Genomic DNA, 17,971 nt, shown 5'->3' with positions numbered 1-17,971 from the left:
GAGGCAGCGTGTTAGGTTTCGACTTCGATATAACCGGAACTGAGTCCGTTCGACAAACCGGTCAAGCCTTTCTCGAAAAACTCCGTTCCGACGATCAACACCATGCTTCCCAACAGGGCGCTACCCCGTTCGACATCGCCAGCGATATCGCCGGATTGGCCCTGCGGTATCATCCGGGACGCGAAATCAGCTTCCTCGAACCATGCATCGGCTCAGGCATCTTCTTCTCAGCGCTGTTACATGATGCCCCCGACCACGACGGCGGCCTCGAAATTCGTGCCGCACACGGGGTCGAAGCCGATGAGCAATTCGCCGCCCTGGCACATGATCTCTGGGCTCCGGCTGGACTCACCGTTCATGATCTCAATTTCATGCGCCTATCAGCAGCTGACCTGCCCAAGGCCACCCTGGTGCTATCGCGCCCACCGACAACAGCGCACCACCGGATGACCTCTGACCAAAAAATCATGGCGGCAGATCGGGCAGAAGAAGCCACCGGCATTCGACCTACCGGACTAGCCGATGCATACATCCACTTCTTATTGGCCTCGCACAAGTTCTTAGCTCCCGGTGCAGTATCTGCCTGGTTATTACCGACCGCATTTTTGCAGCGCACCGCGGGCCAAGCGCTACGTTCCTATCTGGCACGCCAGGTCCGAATTCACCGCATCCATACCTATGATCAGGGGATCGTCCGTACCACTGGGCATGACGAGGCAATCGCTGATTGGTCCGTCGTCGTCTTTACGAACCAAAAAGCCCAACCGACCGATACCTTCAAATTCTCATCGGGCGGAGAACTTTTTGGTGCCGACTCAATCGTTGAAGTGCCATATACCCGCTTAGATCCAGACACCTCGTGGGCCAAGCTAGATCAGCAAGGCGATGCCGCAGATCAAGCCACCTACACGATGGACGATTTCTTCCGGATTCGTCGCGGCTGGACGGCACCTGGCGAAAAGTTCTTTGTCATGGACGAAGAACGCGCATGGGCCTTGGGCCTGCAACCGTTTCACATGCACCCCATGCTGCCACCGCCAAAGGAGATCACAACCGATGTCATCGAGGCCGACCGATGGGGAACTCCGAAGGAAGGCTCTCGAAGAGTTGTCGTATTTTCGCGCTACGATACTTACAGTTTGGAAGATAAAGACCCAGCGTTCCTGAAATATCTCAAAGCTGCGAATGGCGACACCATCAAGGAGTCAGAAGACCGCGGCAATAAAGCCTGGTACAACTTGCATCTGCCGGGCGTAGCGCCGATCCTCGTCCAGCCTGCAAACGATGACGATCCGGCACCGTTCCGTTTCATCCAAAATCAGTCCAACGGCATCGCAGGGCCCGGCTGGATCACCATGTACCCAAATCTGGCATGGGCCCAGCCTGAACTGATTCTCAATGGCATCGATTGGGACGCCGTGCAGTTAGCCCTGGAGGCTATCCGGTTGCCCGACGCCGCCAAGAAACCAGAGCTCACACCACAGGCAGTAGCGTCCCTCGACGCAACGGTGATCGCCGAGTACCTCGGCCTAACTGACAAACATGCCTAAGCATGCGGTGATCAGACTTTATTTGTCTTCAGGTCTGAAGAACTAACAACCAGATCTTTGGGCTACTTTCCGCAAGACTACAGTTCAATCATTTGAACGCTGCGTAGCGAATCGGCCCCAAGCAAATAACTTCTAAGGCTACCGTATGAGTCATGAAATTTGTCCTCGTCACGCCAAACCCTGCTATCTGCCGAGTTTGGTATAAAGACTCTATGATGGCGCAGCATTGGAAAAGAGACTCTAATCCTTCGACCGGCCAATTGCTGGAGTTGAGCATTGAATTAGATTTTAAAATCGAAGAGTTCGAACGTCGGAAGAGCCTACTAACATCGCTCAAGCGACCGTTACAGGCTCTTAAAACCTGGAGGCAAATCTCGAGCGACCGGAAGCAGCTCAGGGCGCGGCGAGCAGATGAAAGTAAGGCCCGATGGAAGCGGAGACGTGATTTTATTTTTTTGCAAGGTGATATAACTCAGGAGCCACCGCTTACCAGCGACAGTCATGAGGCACAATGTAACGTGTGCAGCTCGATTCATTCAGGCTCCTTATCACCATCGAATTTTGACCGTGTCGGTACGACTGTAGATACGCTGGAAGAATTGGCATGCGAACATCAAACATCGCTAAAAAATGTTTGGTTAGCACTAGAGAAAGTTCTCGAAACCCGGCAAAAAGCTCCTCGAATACGAAAGTCCCTCGTTGCGTTCTGGGCAGTCTTCTCCATCTTTCTCTTGACTTTTGTTTTTCTTTATACGCGATTTCTCCTAAACGTAGGGGAAGTGCACACCCGGTCAGCCGACGAGCAATTTCTAGCTAACACACTCATCATTGGCGTTTTCGTTGTCCTTTCGGTACTCATAGTTCTCACATGGACATTCTTGAGCCTGCCCTTTTTCTTTAACCGTCCGAGACAACATCAGAAAATCATCGCCCTACTATGTCAGGCAGCGATGTGGGCGGCACCAGTTATATTGACTATTGCGTTATCCACCTTTGCCGATCAGAACCTGGTTGCATGGATCTCTTGGGCGGAGGGAATTTTACTCTTACTGCTTTTGTGTGTTGCTGCTATATTCATCAGTTCTATTTTGCAATTTCTAGTATTTCTCCCTCATTTCAATAAAAGTGAAAGATACGCCAATCGGCTACATATACTAAGAGAAACATTGTCTCTGTCAGAAATACAATCCGGCCTAGTGCAGCAGAAAAAAGTATTGCATCGACAAAATTGGCCGAAAATCTAAAATTACCATTCATCTAAAATTGCCATCGTGCTCAACATACCTCTTGCACGTCAGAACACCCATGGCAAATTGGTACTGCCAGAACTGACGAACCTAGAAAACGCTGGCACAGGCTTACGACATACGGACAGCAGCGAATGGTTTGCATTCTCATAAACTGCGCATTCTGCAACAAGAATTGATATACATGCAGGTATGACGAACCGAATGTGGGCACGCGACGACGTGGTGTCAGATCGAGAATTAAGTGAGCTCCGCTTCGAAATTAGCGAGACCATGGATGACCATGAGAAAACTCGCCAAACACGAACTGACTGGCGACAACGTCTTTTCCCAAAGAAATTTCGCTCTCGACGCGACTCTACCGTCGGTCGGAGAATGCGAAAACTGCGAAGCCCGGAACATACGGAAATCACGGGCTCCCCTCCCGCGCTGGACGCTGCTGAAGAAGCTGAAAGCATAGCACCTCAAGACGATCTCGCGTCGACCGAGACCAACCAGCAGCATGAATATTCACCCCAGCGCTTCGATACGGTGGAGCATTCATTGAACGCCATCATCGATCTCGCCAACTACCTCGACAAAGCCCCACGAACAATCTGGTTTGCGCTTGAGGGAATCTTTGCAGAACGGCAAACCACCTCGGCACCAGCGTTATTTCGCCACCGCATAGCGATTTTGGCACGGATGCTGCCCGCCGCATTAGGGTCATTCCTGCTGGCTCTGGTCCTCCTGCATTTCCTGATGCCCGGTCACCAAACCGATGCTGGCTACACTCCGATCTTCAGTGAACTTGGATTCTTGCTCTTCCTGACACTCTTTACGACGATCACTTTCTTTGCGTTAACGGCTGTCATGTTGCTCATCAAATCCTCGCTGCAAGAGCGCTTCCTTAGTGGATTTGGTCGCCTCGTCAACTGGTCCATTCCGGTCACCATGTCGTTCTTTTTTGCCTCACCCCGGTTCCTGTTGCTACTCCAAGATCTAGCTGGTGGCACTGCTACAACGCTTTCGGGCATCGGCGACATTCTGCAAGCACACGGGGGCATCGTCGAAACGATCTATTGGACCGTCCTGGTCTATGTTGCCATCTACGCCGGTATGTTCTTCTCGTTTATCGGGTTTTCGAAAGTGTTTCAGGAACAGCGCGAATATGCGCATCGGCACGAGGTGCTCAGAGCGCTGATCCCCATGCTGATATCGGAGGAGAACCGACACAGCCATCAGACCAAGCTCTTTCGCATACGGCATGAACCCTGACCCTGTGACGATTAGGCTGGAGTACAGTCACAACTCAGGCCGTTCCCACACTATGAGGCTCATTGCATGTTGAAATCCAGTAGTCGCAGCACCGGTTCGAAATCCGCGAACGGTGCTGAATTTGTCCGTCAGTTGCCAGAAAACTGGTTGCGGACAGACACGATTCTTGCCGTGGTCGTCGCCTTTGTTTCGGTCTTGAGTTTGCAGGCTTTACGGCTCACCACGATCTTAGAAGATACCAACGTCGATATCGTCACTGCCCAGGTCTTCTCCTTGGCCATCTCAGCGTTGCTGGTGCTATATCGGCGTTATCCGGTCATCATTGTCACGGTTTTTACCGCGCTAATCTTCGTTGGTTCATTGACTGCGGCTTCGGAATTGTATTCGTTGCTGTTCGTTGGGTTTATGACCATCTACTCGGTCGGCGCATGGGTGTCGAATAGGCGCGTAGCCTTCTGGGTTCGGTTCGCCGTGGTCAGCCTCCAACTGCTCGGCTCGATGTTGCTGGTGCTGCTGGATGATGAAACCGCGGAGGTCAGCGAAGAAGCCCTGCGCGACATCGATACCAGCGAGATTTTATACTTCCTAGTCACGAGTGTGATCCTGTCCTTCGGGTTTTATCTTTCGGCGTGCTACTTCGGCGGACAAGCCTGGCATCGAGCCAAACAACGCTGGAAGTTGCAAAAAGCACACGATGAATTAGCCGAGGCAAACGAGAAAGTCGCCGACGCGGCTGTCCATGCCGAGCGCATTCATATCGCCCGGGAACTCCACGATGTCACAGCACACCACGTCACCGTGATGGGTGTCCATGCATCAGCTGCACGTCGATTGCTCGAAGCCGGCCGAGACCAGGCGTCGGTCATTGAACAGCTCGAGCACATCGAGTCCTCGTCAGCACAGGCCGTTCAAGAACTTCAAACGATGGTCTATACCCTGCGCGATCAAGACGGTTCAAGCGAACCACTGCCGGATCTGAGTCAATTGCCTCAACTCGTTGAACAAGCAAACTCTGCCCGCCAGTCCGCTAGCTTCCAGGTACTCGGCGAACCGGCAGAAGTCACAGCTGCCACCGAACTGACCTTGTACCGAGTCGCACAGGAAGCACTGTCGAACGCCCGCAGGCATGCCGGTGAGGATGTTACGGTACAGGTTCAACTGCACTACGATGGCTCGGCCGTCACACTGTCGGTGATCGATGATGGAAAAGCCTATCACCCAGATTCCAACGGAACAGGTACGGGTATCCAGGGGATGAAAGAGCGTGTGCGAGCCGTGGACGGCACGTTAGAATATGGGCCACGCACCCCTTACGGCTGGAAAGTCGTAGTTTGTGTCCCGTGCGCTGCGCCGAATGAAAGCTGAAGATGTCCGACCAAGTGACTCGAATCCTGCTCGTTGATGATCAGCCAATGCTCCGCACCGGTCTGGCAACCATTCTGTCCACTGAGCCCGGCCTTGAAGTTGTAGGGGAAGCCTCCAACGGCCGCGAAGCGCTCGAACAAGCTCAGACATTAGACCCCGATGTGGTCTGCATGGATGTCCAAATGCCGGATATGGATGGTATTGAAGCCACCAGGGCGCTCGTGAATTCCGAAGTGCGAGCTGGCATTTTGATCCTGACGACGTTTAATCGTGATGACTTTCTCTTCGAAACCCTTCGCGCGGGCGCTTCAGGCTTTCTACTCAAAACAGCCGGCCCAGAAGAACTGGTACATGCGATTAACGTGGTAGCCAGCGGTGACTCTCTGCTGGCTCCTGAGGTGACCGGACGGGTACTGGATCGAATGTTTGAACAGCCCGTCGCCGAAGTTCCCGAACCGCAACCCAACCTGCAGGTCGATCTGACGCGACGCGAAGACGAAATCCTGAAAATGCTCGTCCAAGGACAATCCAATTCGGAGATCGCAGAAGAGCTCTTCGTCGGCCCGGCAACCGTCAAAACGCATGTTTCAAACATTCTGATGAAATTAGAAGTAAAAGATCGCATTCACGCGGTGATCTGGGCTTATGAACACGGTTATGTGAAAAGTCAGGCCTGATATTGCAGGCTCGTTGATGCTTTCGACCCATTGGTTCCCGGCCCGAGGATTTTCGATAAAATCGAGGGAGCCAATTGGTAGATTCCAGATCAGGAGCAATCATGCCCACTATCGTCGTTGATGTCATGCCGAAGCCCGCAGTGCTTGACCCACAGGGAAAAGCGATCGACGCTCGGCTTCCCGAATTAGGGTTCCGCGAGTTCTCACAGGTCCGTCAAGGAAAACGTTTTGAGCTCACCGTTGAAGGTGAAGTCACCGCGGATATTCTGGATCGTGCCAAGGCTTTGGCCGCAGAATTATTGGCGAACCCGTCAACTGAATATATTGCCAATGTTGAGGTAGCTAAATGAGCGCACCAAAAATCGGCGTCGTCATGTTCGACGCAGCAACGGATGCACCGTCGGTGCTTCGCGCCGTTGAACTTGCCGGCGGAACACCGGTGAAATTACATCCGAAGACCACCGTAGCTCCTGATCTAGCGGACTTGCCGCTCGTGATTCTTCCAGGTGGCTTTTCCTACGGTGATTACCTTCGCGCCGGAGCGTTGGCTGCCACCCAACCGATTATGCGTGTCCTGGAAGATGCAGTGAAGGCTCAAGAGCTCACGCTGATCGGCCTGGGCAATGGTTTCCAAGTTCTCACAGAATCCGGGCTGCTGCCGGGTGGCTTCATTGCCAATGACGTCCCCGTTTTTGAACACGCCGAAGTTGATCTGGTGGTCGAAAACAATACAACGGCCATGACCGCGGCCTACGATACCGGCGAGCACATTCGTCTGGTCCACAAGGGGGCCTTCACTCAATACACAGCAACGGAAGAAGAACTTGAAGCGCTCGAAGAGCAAGGCAACGTCGTCATCCGTGCTACCGAATCTCCCGCTGGTTCGGTGAATAATATTGCCGGGATCAGCTCCGACGACGGTCTGGTGCTCGGTCTGATGGCCAGCCCAGAATATGCGATTGAAGCCGGCTTTGGAACCGACCATGCAGAAGGTCCGGGCCAGGGTGTCGACGGTCAGGGACTATTTGTTTCGGTCGTGCGCGCTGCTATTGCCGCTAAGAATGGAGTCGTCAGTGAATAACGAACAACTAGATACGGTCGACTACGCGGCCGGCACCCCTGACCAGGATCAGCCGTGGGCGGCTCTGGGACTCAACGAGCAAGAGTACCAGCGGATTCGTCGGATTGTAGGACGTCGTCCAACCGAAGCCGAGTTGGCGATGTACTCGTCGATGTGGTCCGAGCACACCTCATATAAATCATCCAAGGTGCATCTCAAGCAGTTTGGCCAAAAGACCACCGAGGAGATGCAAAAGCATATGCTCGTAGGGCTTGGCGAAAACGCCGGCGTGGTCGATCTCGGTGACGGCTGGGCTGTCACCTTCAAGGTTGAATCCCATAACTCACCGTCCTATTTGGAACCCTTTCAGGGGGCCGCAACCGGTATTGGTGGCGTAGTACGCGACATCATTTCAATGGGCGCCCGCCCGGTTGCTGTGCTGGACGCATTGCGTGTTGGCCACGAAGACCATGAAGATACCGCTCGGATCGTCAAGGGTGCGGTGGCCGGGGTTGGACACTATGGCAATATTTTAGGTGTGCCAAACATTGCCGGCGAAACCGATTTCGATCCGGTGTTCCAGGGCAATCCACTGGTCAATGCCGGCGCCGTTGGCGTGCTTCGCCACGAAGATCTCCGCCTGGCACAAGCCTCAGGTGCGGGCAACAAGATTGTACTGTTCGGTGCCCGGACCGGTGGGGATGGCATCGGCGGTGCCGCGATGAGTTCGGCGTCATTCGATGACGAAGGTGCTACCAATACGCCGGTCGTCCAGGCCGGCGATCCACTGCAGGAAAATGTGATCATCGAGGCCACCCTCGAGCTGTTTTCCAAATCGTTGGTCGAAGGTATTCAGGATTTGGGTGCTGCGGGTATTGCCTGTGCAACCAGTGAGCTGGCTGCCAGCGGCGACGGTGGCATGCACATTGAGCTAACCAACGTGCTGTTGCGCGATGAGGGCCTCTCAGCCGGCGACATTTTGATGGCCGAATCCCAAGAACGCATGATGGCCGTCGTGACCCCCGATAACACCGATGCATTCGAACACATTATGCACAACTACGGTGTCGAGTATTCGTGGTTGGGTGAGGTCAATGATTCGGGTCGGTTGACCATCGACTGGAACGGCGAGCGCATCGTCGATGTTGATCCAGTGACCGTGGCCGATGACAGTCCGGTATACGAGCGCCCTTACGCTCGTCCGGCTTCACAAGATGCACTGCAGGCCGATACCTTCCGTGGTTCAGCTGCGGGCACGAATCTGCCAAGCACCGGTGACGAGCTGAAAGCCGCCGTCGTCGAACTGATGAGTTCGGTCAATATGGCAGATCGGTCCTGGATTTCATCGCAGACCGATACCTCAGTGGGTGGCAACACCCGCCAGGGCGCCCCCAATGATTCCGGGGTAATTCGCGTGGACGAAGAAACCGGGATGGGTATCGGGTTGGCCATCGACTGCAACTCGCGTTACGTCTACCTGGACCCATACCAGGGAGCCCAGTTGGCTGTGGCCGAGTCCTACCGCAATGTGGCGACCTCGGGTGCCACTCCCCTGGGTATTTCGGATGGCCTGAACTTCGGTTCCCCCGAGAACCCCGACGTGATGTGGCAATTTGCTGAGTCCACTCGGGGTATTGCTGATGCGTGCCAGGAGTTGGGCATCCCGGTGACCGGCGGTAACGTTTCGCTCTACAACCAGACCGTGGATACACCGATTCACCCGACACCAATGATCGTGACGCTGGGCCGCTATGACGACGTGGCCACCGCCGTGCCGTCATGGCTGCACCCATCGTTCAACGGGTCGGCACTGTACCTGCTCGGTGAGACCTTCGATGAACTCGATGGTTCCCAGTTTGCTCACCTGCGCGGTCACCTCGGAGGTACGCCGCCGAAGGTAGATTTAGCTCAGGAAGCTCGTTTAGCAGGGTTGTTGGCCAATGCTTCTCGCACCCACATGTTGGATGCGGCACACGATCTGTCCGAGGGCGGATTGGCCGGTGCACTGGCCGATATGGTGCTTCCAGCCGGTGTGGGTGTTCGGGTCAATCTGGAATACGTGACGGAGCGCGACAATATTGATGCGTTTACCGCCCTGTTCTCCGAATCTCAGGCACGTGCCATCGTGGCGGTGCCGCTCTCGGAAGAGGTGCGGTTCCGCGGTATTGCAGAATCACGCGGTTACCCTGCGCTGCGCATCGGTGTCGTGGACGCTGATTCTGAGTCGTTAGAGGTCCAAGATCTCTTCAGCGCGAGCATCACTGAGCTGCGTGAGGGCTGGGCTTCCGCTCTGCCTCAACGTTTCGGCAACTAACGCTCAAAACTACTGCGGCTGGGTGGAATACCATTCCAGCCGCAGTATTGTTTAACCCTGGCTGGTATTTTCTTGGCCCGCTGTAACGGGTTCTGGTGCATCTTGGTCATTCGGTGCCGGGGCTTTAATGAGTTTTAGCCCCACCGCAGATGCGATAATGCCAAACACGAAAACTAGTCGAAGCACTGTCACTGGTTCCGCACCGGTGGCCATGCTCCACGCGACAGCCAGGGCAGCACCGGTTCCGGTCCACACCGCATAAGCGGTGCTCATGGGAATGGTCTTGGTCGCATAGCCGAGACCAATCATGCTCAAGACGAGTGCGACCAAGAAAACGACGGCCGGCCCCAGTCTGCTCAGTCCATCACTGGCACCCAGTGCGGTGGCCCACACCGCTTCCAGTACTGCGCTTAGCAGCAACACGATCCATGGCATTAGCTCATCACCTGCAAGCCGATCACGGAGCCAATCAACGTGACCAGGAGTCCAAACTTGGCCAAGGAGAGACGTTCTTCGCCGCGAACCACCGCTACGATTACAACCAGTGCAGCCCCGATGCCCACCCATACGGCATAGGCCGTGCCGGCGGGTAGCTCGGTGAGGGCATATCCCAACATCGCGAGACTGACGGTGAAGGACAGCAAAAACAGTGCGGTGGGTTTTCGATGCTTAAAGTTCTCGGAGGCTTCCAACGCAGTCGCCCACACTGCTTCCAAGACGCCTGATATCGTCAGGACAATCCACACCATTGCCGTTTGCACTCCGATCCGTGGCGCACACCACAGGGATGACTGTACCAAGATGCGTGTTGTGACGAAAGAAAAATCCACCGCAGTGCTGAGTTAGGTTAACGTCGAGCTGGCTAGGATACTGGAAGTGGTACAACTGATGGTCAATTTGAGGTAGTACGTGGCCGATTCGACACCGGTGCGTCATAGCGCGCCAGATACAACCCGAGACTCCACCACGGTGGATGTCTCTGTGACCTATCGCCGGAGCCTCTTGCGTGCAAGGGGTGTCACCGATCCCGGCATTCTCGACGATACAGACCTGCTGCACCACGGCCTTAGCGACGAACAAGTCCATACTCGCGCCGGTTCCGGACTCGTCAATGTTCAGCCCGAGGACTCATCGCGGTCGTTGGCCACGATCCTGCGTACGCACCTGCTGACCTTATTCAACCTCGTCATATTTCTCTGCGCCGTCGGCATTATTGTGATGGGCCGCTGGCTGGATTTGTTGTTTGCGATTGCCGGTGTCTCCAACGTGGTAATCGGTGTCATCCAAGAATATTCGGCCAAGCTGAAACTTGACCGCATCGCGCTGCTCCACCAAGACGGCATCATGGTGCGCCGCAACGGTCAGCACATCGAGATTCCCATCGAAGACGCCGTGCTCGATGATCTTGTCTATCTGCGATCGGGCGACCAGGTCCCCGCCGACGGACTGGTCTTGGCCTCCGAAAGTCTCGACATTGATGAATCGCTGATTACCGGTGAAGCTGACCCGGTGTATAAGCCAACCGGGGCCACGGTGCTTTCTGGTACTTCGGTGGTCACCGGCAACGGGTATTTCCGGATCACCGGCGTCGGTCATGACTCGCACGCTGCCCGTCTGACCAAGCGCGCCCGGAAGTTCACCAAAGCACATTCTGAACTTCGCAGCGGCTTAGATAAGGTCGCCAGCTGGATCACCATTGCGCTGGTGCCGTTGATTGCCGTTGTGGCCTGGGGACAGATCAAAGCGCTGGGTGGTTGGCAGCAGGTCGTGGAAGAGGGCACATTCAACACCGCTTTGATTGCGACCATTGCTGGGATTACCACGATGATCCCCCAGGGGCTGGCGCTAATGACCACCATTTCGTTCGCGGTGGCCGCCCTGACGTTGGGAAGTAAAAAGGTGCTGATCCAGGAGCAGCCGGCCGTCGAAATTCTGGCACGCGTGGATACCGTTTGTCTGGATAAAACTGGAACGCTAACCGAAGGGGTCATGCAGTTCTCGAATGCCAAACCGCTGACAGCAAGTGACCACGACTGGGAGCTGGTGCTCGGGCACATCGGAGCCGATCCCAATGCCAACACCACTGCGATCGCACTGCGTGAGCCGTTCCCCAACACCCCAACCCTGTCACAGACGGATGCTATTGCGTTTTCATCCGAACGACGGTGGTCTGCCTTTGCCTTCGGTAGTGTTCAGGACACCCAAGCTGCCGCCGGGGCCTGGGTTTTAGGCGCACCAGAAGCACTCATTGATGTTCTCAATGTAGATGCCGCTCGGAAGGCTGAACTCCACGAGTCGGCCAAACAACTCGCGACATCGGGCAAACGCACCATGCTGTTGGCCCATTCGTCCACGCCATCACAGTCGGCTTCTGCCAAGCACCCTTGGTTTGGCGACGATGCTGCCCTGCCGGGAGACCTCTCTCCCGCCGTCGTAGTGACCTTCGAAGAAAAGGTTCGCGCCGATGCCCGCGAGACCCTCGAATATTTCCAGCAGCAGGGCGTCGAACTGAAGGTCATTTCGGGCGATTCCCCACACACGGTAGCCGCCGTTGCCCGACAGATCGGCTGGGATCATCCGGGTTCCGGATTCGATGCACGCGATCTTCCAGACAACATCGAAGACATGGCAGCGGTCATGGAGAAACACTCGGTCTTTGGGCGAGTGTCACCGGATCAAAAAGAACAGATGGTCAAAGCGCTACAACACGGGCAACACGTGGTGGCTATGACCGGGGACGGCGTCAATGACGCTCTGGCCGTCAAAACAGCTGACCTAGGTATCGCTATGGGTGATGCTGCGGCAGCTACCAAGGCGGTCTCTCGTCTGGTGCTGCTCGATTCGAAATTCTCCCGACTGCCCAGTGTTTTAGCTGAGGGACGCAAGGTCATCGCCAACATGGAGCGTCTGGCCCACCTGTTTCTGGCCAAGACCACCTATGCGTTTTTGTTTGTCTTGCTGTTCTCGCTTCTGGCGTGGCAGTACCCAGCACTGCCACGCCAGATGTCGACAGCCGACTTCTTGTTCATTGGGCTGGCCTCGTTTATCCTCGCGTTGATGCCGAATCCACGACGCTATGTGGCCGGTTTCTTATCGAGGGCGTTGAAATTCGCTCTGCCAACCGGCATCGTACTGGTGGCAGCCCTGTGGGGCATCAACTGGTACGCGCGCGCCTGGGCCGGGAACTTCAATGGCGTTTTGCCCTACGCTTCGGAAGATCCCGGCGCTCGTCTGGTTATGGAGCAACTCCAAACAGCGACGTTTATTACGCTCACTCTGGCGGGCCTGTGGTTACTCAATGTCATCTCTCGGCCTCTCAACTGGCAGAAAGTCGGCATGCTGCTTGTGCTGCATATCGTTTTTGTTCTCTCGCTGGTGGTCCCGCTGTCGCAGTGGTACCACCACTTCATCTTGCCTCCGGCACCGATTATTCTCGCGGCAGTCGGGATCGCAGCGCTGGGCGCACTAGGGATTGAGATCATTCACCGCATTCACGACACCCGCATGGGCATGGCGCCGGATGATCCGCGACCTCGAGGATAAGAAAAATGACAGACAGGATCTTATCGGTCGATATGTCAGAGTCAGCGTTATTTCGTCACCTTATAAATAGGTGTCGATCTGAGCTGGATCGGTACTAGCAGTCGAAAATCCCACACGGTGGATTTTGAGCATATTTGTAGATCCGGGGACCCCTGGTGGTGACCCCGCGACCATGACCGCAAGGTCATCGATTTCGGCCACCCCGGTTTTAACCAATTCATGGTCGATTTGTTCGGTCATTTGATCAGTCGATTTTTTGAAAGGCACCACTCGAGGGATGACACCCCAGGACAAACACAACGTATTGCTGGTGGTGAACGAGTGAGTGAAGGCATAAATCGGTTGTGGAGCCCGCAGTCTGGACAACCGTCGTGCAGAATCACCGGACTGGGTGAAAGCAACTAAAAATGGTATCTCTAAGGTTGCGGCGATGTCCACGGCAGCCCGTGTGATCGCCCCACCGCGAGTACTAGGACGAGTACCGAGTGGGGGCATCCGGTCCAGGCCGTGGTCCTCTGTGGATCGGATAATTTCAGCCATCGTCTGCACAGTCATCACGGGGTATTTACCCACCGAGGTCTCCCCCGACAGCATCACCGCATCGGCCCCATCAAGGACCGCGTTAGCACAGTCAGAGGCCTCCGCTCGGGTCGGACGAGCGCTTTCAATCATCGATTCCAACACCTGGGTAGCTACAATGACGGGCTTGGCCCACCGTCGCGCCAGCTCGATAGCCCGTTTTTGTACCACCGGAACTTGCTGCAGGGGCAACTCCACGCCCAGGTCGCCGCGAGCGACCATGATGGCATCAAAAGCATCAATGATCTCTTGTAGGTTATCCACTGCCTGGGGTTTTTCCAGCTTAGCGATCACAGGAATTCGACGGCCAACTTCTTCCATAATCCGATGCACCGGCGCGATATCCTGAGCGCTGCGCACAAATGACAGCGCGATCATATCCACCCCCAAATCCAAGGCAAAGCGCAAGTCTTCTTCATCTTTTTCCGTCAGCGATGGAAGATTCACCGCGACCCCAGGCAGGTTGATGCCCTTGTTATTGGACACTTCCCCGCCGATGACGACAGTCGTCACCACATCGGTGTCAGTAACTTCAATAGCCTGTAACTGGATTTTGCCATCATCAATGAGCAACTGATCGCCCACCGCCACGTCCTGCGGTAGGCCTTTGAAAGTCGTGGAGCAGATATCCTTGGTACCCTCCACATCTCGTGCCGTGATGATGAAGGTATCGCCGTCTTCTAACACATGCGGGCCATGAGCAAACGTGCCCAACCGGATCTTCGGGCCCTGCAGGTCCGCGAAAACCGCCACCGGAGTGCACAAATCTGATGCGACGTGCCGTACGGTCTTATACGTCTCGGTGTGCACCTGGTGATCTCCATGACTAAAATTCAGCCGCGCAACGTTCACCCCGGCTTTGATGAGTTCACGAGTTGTTGTATCTCCTTGTGTAGCCGGCCCAAAAGTGGCGACAATCTTTGTGTGTCTCATACTCCCCATAATCTTTAGGTGGTTGTTTTGCAAAGTTCGTGATCAACTTGTCATGACGCGATGCAACAGGTCATCCACGCCAAAGCCCTCACCGGGCCTACCGACGCAGTTTCGCCCGCGCCATCGTCAGCAGCATCGCCGAAAAATTCGAAAAACCGGCGAAACCGGCTTGACTTTATAGACGTGACACAGTTCACTATATTACACTACATGGAAGTAAGATTTCGCATCGTGGAGGTTTAGTCAAGGTGAACGTGCAGGAATTCGACGCCCTTTCCCGGGAGCAAGCCGAACAGGCGCTTCGACCATGCTTGGATGTACCCCGCTGGATCAAGGACATCACTGAAGGGCGACCATACGGTTCCGTCGACAGGATCCTCCAAGCTGCCGATCACGCCGGCGCACAGCTGACCCCGAACGAAGTCGAGCAAGCACTGCTCCATCACCCGCGGATCGGCGAACGCGCCCGGGGCGGTCACACCGAAGCTCGACTCTCTCGAGAGGAACAAGCCGAGCTCGGCATCACCACCGATATACAGACCCAACTCGACCAGGGAAACGCTGAGTACGAGGAACGCTTCGACCAGGTTTTCTTAATTCGTGCAGCAGGTCGGAGCTCGGATGAAATTCTTGCCGAATTGCGCCGTCGTATGAACAATACCCCGGAACAAGAAAGCCAAGAAGTAGCAGATCAGTTAAGCCAAATCGCGACTCTCCGTTTGAAAGGACTATTCTCATGAGCTTTGTCACCGCTCACATACTCGACGCGTCTCTCGGTACACCTGCTCCCGGCGTAACCATTACGCTACAGCGCGATGATAATACGGAGATTGCCCAAGCCGTCACTAATGCTGATGGCCGTGTGCCCGAATTGGGCCCAGAAACCCTGGAGGCCGGTGTATACCGGATCACCTTTGGAACCGGCGAATATTTCAGCAGCCGTAATGTCGAAACGTTCTATCCCTCGGTCATCGTGAATTTCACTGTTGAGCCCGGACAGAAGCATTATCACATCCCGTTGCTGCTGAGTCCTTTCGCCTATTCCACCTATCGCGGTAGCTGACCCAGGAGCTGTTGAAAAACTCAGTCAGCGGTTGCCGCAAGGACCAAGGAATCAGTTATTAGGAGACAATTCAATGACCAGCCAAACCATGGAGAACACCCCAGTGAGTAATGATACTGTGCGCTTGACAGCCAACCAGTTCGGCAAAGCAGAAAATCGCGTTATGCGAGTGTACCGTGACACGAAACGGCACAGCATCCGGGACCTGAATGTAACCTCTCAACTACGCGGAGACTTCCAAACCGCACACACCGAGGGAAACAACGAAAACGTCGTTCCTACGGACACACAGAAAAACACGATATTCGCTAAAGCTAAAGAAAATGGCATTGCTTCACCCGAGCAGTTCCTCATTGGTCTTGCCGATCACTTCACATCGAGTTTCGATTGGGTAACTGGCGGCCGCTGGGCCGCAGAAGAATACGGATGGTCCCGGATCAACGATCATGACCACGCGTTCTACCGCTCAGCCCCCGAAATTCGCACAGCCCTGCTTGTTCGCGATGGTGACCGAGATATCATGATCTCCGGATTCTACGATCTGACGGTATTGAAGACTACAGAGTCAGGCTTTGTTGGGTACCCGAAGGATCGGTACACCACACTGGAAGAAACTGAAGATCGCGTTCTAGCTACGGATATCGCGACCCGCTGGCGGTACAACACGACCGACGTCGACTTTGAAGCTACATATCAAAAGGTCAAGGACATCATCCTGGAAACCTTCACCGATCACTACTCCTACGCGCTGCAGCACACGCTGTACCAGATGGCGGAGAAAGTTATCGCAGCGGTTCCGCAGATCGACGAGATCAAGTTCTCCTGCCCAAATAAGCACCACTTCCTCTTCGACCTGGATCGTTTTGGTCTCGAGAACCCTAACGAGGTGTTCTACGCGGCAGATCGCCCATACGGTCTCATTGAAGCCACCGTAGCGCGCAAGAGCGCGGCATTGGACGAACGCGACTGGGTTGGCGTAGCCGGCTTCTGCTAAGCGCTGCATACATATCGAGCGCACCTCAACCTTAGAACGGGCCGTTACGTTTCGCGGATAAAACACTGCGATGCGCAACGGCCCGTTCGGCTCGCGCCCACCCCGGAAGGAATTGATCTGGCGACCAGTGCACTACGACAGAATCAAAAAACGCATACCGTCTTTGTAGACGGTATGCGTTACATCCTATTCTCGGCGATCTACCCGCCATTCCTGGGCGAAGCCTATCCAGCCCCGGGTGGTCGCCTACCTCACCGGCAGGCAGGGAGCACAGATTTTAACCAGGGGACCTTGCACAGCAGGGGCGGAAACTCAGTCCCGGGTGCGAAATCTGGATCGTCGCCGCCGACCGGCTCCCAGGAGCTGGGGTTCTGAAATGTGCCAGGCGCATATTTATTATGATCAGTGGTCATCTCAATCTACTTTCATATAGTGGAATAAACTATTCACTGCATGAAATACAGTGTCCGCCAATACGTCAGCTATGTCAAGGGGGTTGGGCAAGATTTGCAAATCAAACACAAAAACCCCGGACTCTTGCAAGTCCGGGGTTTGAGATTGCAGTCAACGCAGCAAGCTACTCGACTCGATTCAACTCCGCACCAATCTGCTGTGCGGCACCCTGCACCAGAGGGATAGCGCGCTTGGCAAACTCCTCGTCCAAACGGCTCTTCGGACCCGACACCGAGACCGCAGTCGGGGTGGGAGCCCCTGGAACATTGACCGCAAAGCAGCGAACACCCAACTCCTGCTCTTCCTCGTCAATGGCATAGCCTCGTTCTCGAATACGGTCAAGCTCTTCAAGGAGTTCGTCATAATCAGTAATCGTTTTTGGCGTCAGCTCTGGCATGCCGGAAGATTGCACGATTTGCGCAATGCGTTCTTGCTTCAAACTTGGCAGCACCGCCTTGCCCACCCCCGTCGCCGACGGGTGGACACGGCGCCCCACCTCTGTGAACATGCGCATGGAGTGCTGCGATGGTACTTGCGCTGAGTACACCATCATGTCACCGTCGAGTACCGCAATATTGGCAGTCTCCCCCAGATCCTGAACCAGCGACCGCAGGTAAGGTTGCACGATATCCCCAAGCTGCCTACCCGCAAGGTCCCCGAGGCGCATTAAAGCGGGACCTAGAGCGTATCCGCGGTCTTCCATTTGGCGCGCGCAACCCAAGCCGACCAGCGTCCTGAGCAGCCGGTGAATGGTGGGCATCGGCAGATCAGCGCGCTCTGCAAGTTCACTGAGCGTTGCCCTTCCACCGGCATCTGCAATGAGATCCAGTAGCGCAAATGCTCGTACAACGGACTGCACCCCCGACCGCGTCGACTTCGTGGACTGCCCGTCGACATTGCTCACTACGTCCTCCATGATCAACCCTTTCAACAATG

At 55.1% G+C, this 17,971-nt stretch carries 16 protein-coding genes; 12 read left to right on the top strand and 4 right to left on the bottom strand.

Annotated elements, in window-relative coordinates; genetic code table 11:
- The first annotated feature begins 8 nt into the window (after nt 1–8).
- The 8 genes from G583_RS0107075 to purL all read left to right on the top strand — a co-directional run bounded on the left by G583_RS0107075 (nt 9) and on the right by purL (nt 9,470).
- A complete protein-coding gene (locus G583_RS0107075; protein WP_022870493.1) occupies nt 9–1,550 on the top strand; it encodes a class I SAM-dependent methyltransferase in 1,542 nt (513 codons plus the stop codon).
- A 152-nt stretch (nt 1,551–1,702) separates the two neighbouring features.
- Nucleotides 1,703–2,794: a hypothetical protein gene (locus tag G583_RS0107070; protein WP_022870492.1), complete on the top strand. Its 1,092-nt coding sequence runs from the start codon at nt 1,703–1,705 to the stop codon at nt 2,792–2,794.
- Nucleotides 2,795–2,989: 195 nt separating this feature from the next.
- Nucleotides 2,990–4,054, top strand: coding sequence for a hypothetical protein (locus G583_RS0107065; RefSeq protein WP_156832063.1), 1,065 nt, complete (start codon nt 2,990–2,992; stop codon nt 4,052–4,054).
- 66 nt (nt 4,055–4,120) lie between these two features.
- Nucleotides 4,121–5,419 (top strand): sensor histidine kinase, encoded by a 1,299-nt coding sequence (locus G583_RS0107060; RefSeq protein WP_022870490.1) that lies wholly within the window; start codon nt 4,121–4,123, stop codon nt 5,417–5,419.
- A gap of 2 nt (nt 5,420–5,421) precedes the next feature.
- Complete coding sequence (locus G583_RS0107055) at nt 5,422–6,096, top strand: response regulator (RefSeq protein ID WP_022870489.1); 675 nt, start codon at nt 5,422–5,424, stop codon at nt 6,094–6,096.
- A 101-nt stretch (nt 6,097–6,197) separates the two neighbouring features.
- Nucleotides 6,198–6,446: a phosphoribosylformylglycinamidine synthase subunit PurS gene (gene purS, locus G583_RS0107050; RefSeq protein WP_022870488.1), complete on the top strand. Its 249-nt coding sequence runs from the start codon at nt 6,198–6,200 to the stop codon at nt 6,444–6,446.
- Nucleotides 6,443–7,177 carry a phosphoribosylformylglycinamidine synthase subunit PurQ gene (locus G583_RS14895; protein ID WP_022870487.1) on the top strand — a complete coding sequence of 245 codons (735 nt, stop codon included), beginning with the start codon at nt 6,443–6,445 and terminating at the stop codon, nt 7,175–7,177. Before purS ends, G583_RS14895 begins: the two co-directional genes overlap by 4 nt.
- Nucleotides 7,158–9,470, top strand: a complete 2,313-nt coding sequence (gene purL, locus G583_RS0107040; RefSeq protein WP_029629345.1) for a phosphoribosylformylglycinamidine synthase subunit PurL — start codon at nt 7,158–7,160, stop codon at nt 9,468–9,470. Before G583_RS14895 ends, purL begins: the two co-directional genes overlap by 20 nt.
- A gap of 51 nt (nt 9,471–9,521) precedes the next feature.
- On the opposite strand, the gene G583_RS14890 is transcribed toward purL, so the two are convergent.
- Nucleotides 9,522–9,905: a DMT family transporter gene (locus G583_RS14890; protein ID WP_022870485.1), complete on the bottom strand. Its 384-nt coding sequence runs from the start codon at nt 9,903–9,905 to the stop codon at nt 9,522–9,524.
- The gene (locus G583_RS0107030) at nt 9,905–10,270 is read right to left on the bottom strand and encodes a DMT family transporter (protein ID WP_322785325.1); all 366 of its coding nucleotides are present in this window, start codon (nt 10,268–10,270) and stop codon (nt 9,905–9,907) included. The genes G583_RS14890 and G583_RS0107030 overlap by 1 nt, the downstream gene beginning before the upstream one ends.
- A 109-nt stretch (nt 10,271–10,379) precedes the next feature.
- On the opposite strand from G583_RS0107030, the gene G583_RS14885 reads away from it, so the two are divergent.
- Nucleotides 10,380–13,013: an HAD-IC family P-type ATPase gene (locus tag G583_RS14885; protein WP_022870483.1), complete on the top strand. Its 2,634-nt coding sequence runs from the start codon at nt 10,380–10,382 to the stop codon at nt 13,011–13,013.
- Between the two features lie 60 nt (nt 13,014–13,073).
- On the opposite strand, the gene pyk is transcribed toward G583_RS14885, so the two are convergent.
- Nucleotides 13,074–14,525 carry a pyruvate kinase gene (gene pyk, locus G583_RS14880; RefSeq protein WP_022870482.1) on the bottom strand — a complete coding sequence of 484 codons (1,452 nt, stop codon included), beginning with the start codon at nt 14,523–14,525 and terminating at the stop codon, nt 13,074–13,076.
- Between the two features lie 254 nt (nt 14,526–14,779).
- Between pyk and uraD the strand changes: the two genes are divergently transcribed.
- The 3 genes from uraD (at nt 14,780) to pucL (ending at nt 16,582) form a co-directional block, all read left to right on the top strand.
- A complete protein-coding gene (uraD, locus tag G583_RS0107015; protein ID WP_322785324.1) occupies nt 14,780–15,265 on the top strand; it encodes a 2-oxo-4-hydroxy-4-carboxy-5-ureidoimidazoline decarboxylase in 486 nt (161 codons plus the stop codon).
- The gene (gene uraH, locus G583_RS0107010; protein ID WP_022870480.1) at nt 15,262–15,588 is read left to right on the top strand and encodes a hydroxyisourate hydrolase; all 327 of its coding nucleotides are present in this window, start codon (nt 15,262–15,264) and stop codon (nt 15,586–15,588) included. The genes uraD and uraH overlap by 4 nt, the downstream gene beginning before the upstream one ends.
- A gap of 88 nt (nt 15,589–15,676) precedes the next feature.
- On the top strand, nt 15,677–16,582 hold the full coding sequence (gene pucL, locus G583_RS0107005) for a factor-independent urate hydroxylase (RefSeq protein WP_040895242.1): 906 nt from the start codon (nt 15,677–15,679) through the stop codon (nt 16,580–16,582).
- Nucleotides 16,583–17,159: 577 nt separating this feature from the next.
- On the opposite strand, the gene G583_RS0107000 is transcribed toward pucL, so the two are convergent.
- Nucleotides 17,160–17,939 (bottom strand): IclR family transcriptional regulator, encoded by a 780-nt coding sequence (locus G583_RS0107000; protein ID WP_022870478.1) that lies wholly within the window; start codon nt 17,937–17,939, stop codon nt 17,160–17,162.
- Between the last annotated feature and the right edge of the window lie 32 nt (nt 17,940–17,971).

Source organism: Yaniella halotolerans DSM 15476 (assembly GCF_000420805.1).
GTDB classification, from domain to species: Bacteria; Actinomycetota; Actinomycetes; order Actinomycetales; family Micrococcaceae; genus Yaniella; species Yaniella halotolerans.
This window is presented reverse-complemented; position numbering and strand designations above follow the sequence as displayed.

Excerpts from the sequence above, each read along its gene's own strand:
- pucL (WP_040895242.1), top strand. The coding sequence starts at position 15,677 with ATGGAGAACACCCCAGTGAGTAATGATACTGTGCGCTTGACAGCCAAC.
- uraH (WP_022870480.1), top strand. The coding sequence starts at position 15,262 with ATGAGCTTTGTCACCGCTCACATACTCGACGCGTCTCTCGGTACACCT.
- G583_RS0107060 (WP_022870490.1), top strand. The coding sequence starts at position 4,121 with ATGTTGAAATCCAGTAGTCGCAGCACCGGTTCGAAATCCGCGAACGGT.
- pyk (WP_022870482.1), bottom strand. The coding sequence starts at position 14,525 with ATGAGACACACAAAGATTGTCGCCACTTTTGGGCCGGCTACACAAGGA.
- G583_RS0107055 (WP_022870489.1), top strand. The coding sequence starts at position 5,422 with ATGTCCGACCAAGTGACTCGAATCCTGCTCGTTGATGATCAGCCAATG.
- purS (WP_022870488.1), top strand. The coding sequence starts at position 6,198 with ATGCCCACTATCGTCGTTGATGTCATGCCGAAGCCCGCAGTGCTTGAC.
- G583_RS14895 (WP_022870487.1), top strand. The coding sequence starts at position 6,443 with ATGAGCGCACCAAAAATCGGCGTCGTCATGTTCGACGCAGCAACGGAT.
- G583_RS0107070 (WP_022870492.1), top strand. The coding sequence starts at position 1,703 with ATGAAATTTGTCCTCGTCACGCCAAACCCTGCTATCTGCCGAGTTTGG.
- G583_RS14890 (WP_022870485.1), bottom strand. The coding sequence starts at position 9,905 with ATGCCATGGATCGTGTTGCTGCTAAGCGCAGTACTGGAAGCGGTGTGG.
- purL (WP_029629345.1), top strand. The coding sequence starts at position 7,158 with ATGGAGTCGTCAGTGAATAACGAACAACTAGATACGGTCGACTACGCG.
- G583_RS0107065 (WP_156832063.1), top strand. The coding sequence starts at position 2,990 with ATGACGAACCGAATGTGGGCACGCGACGACGTGGTGTCAGATCGAGAA.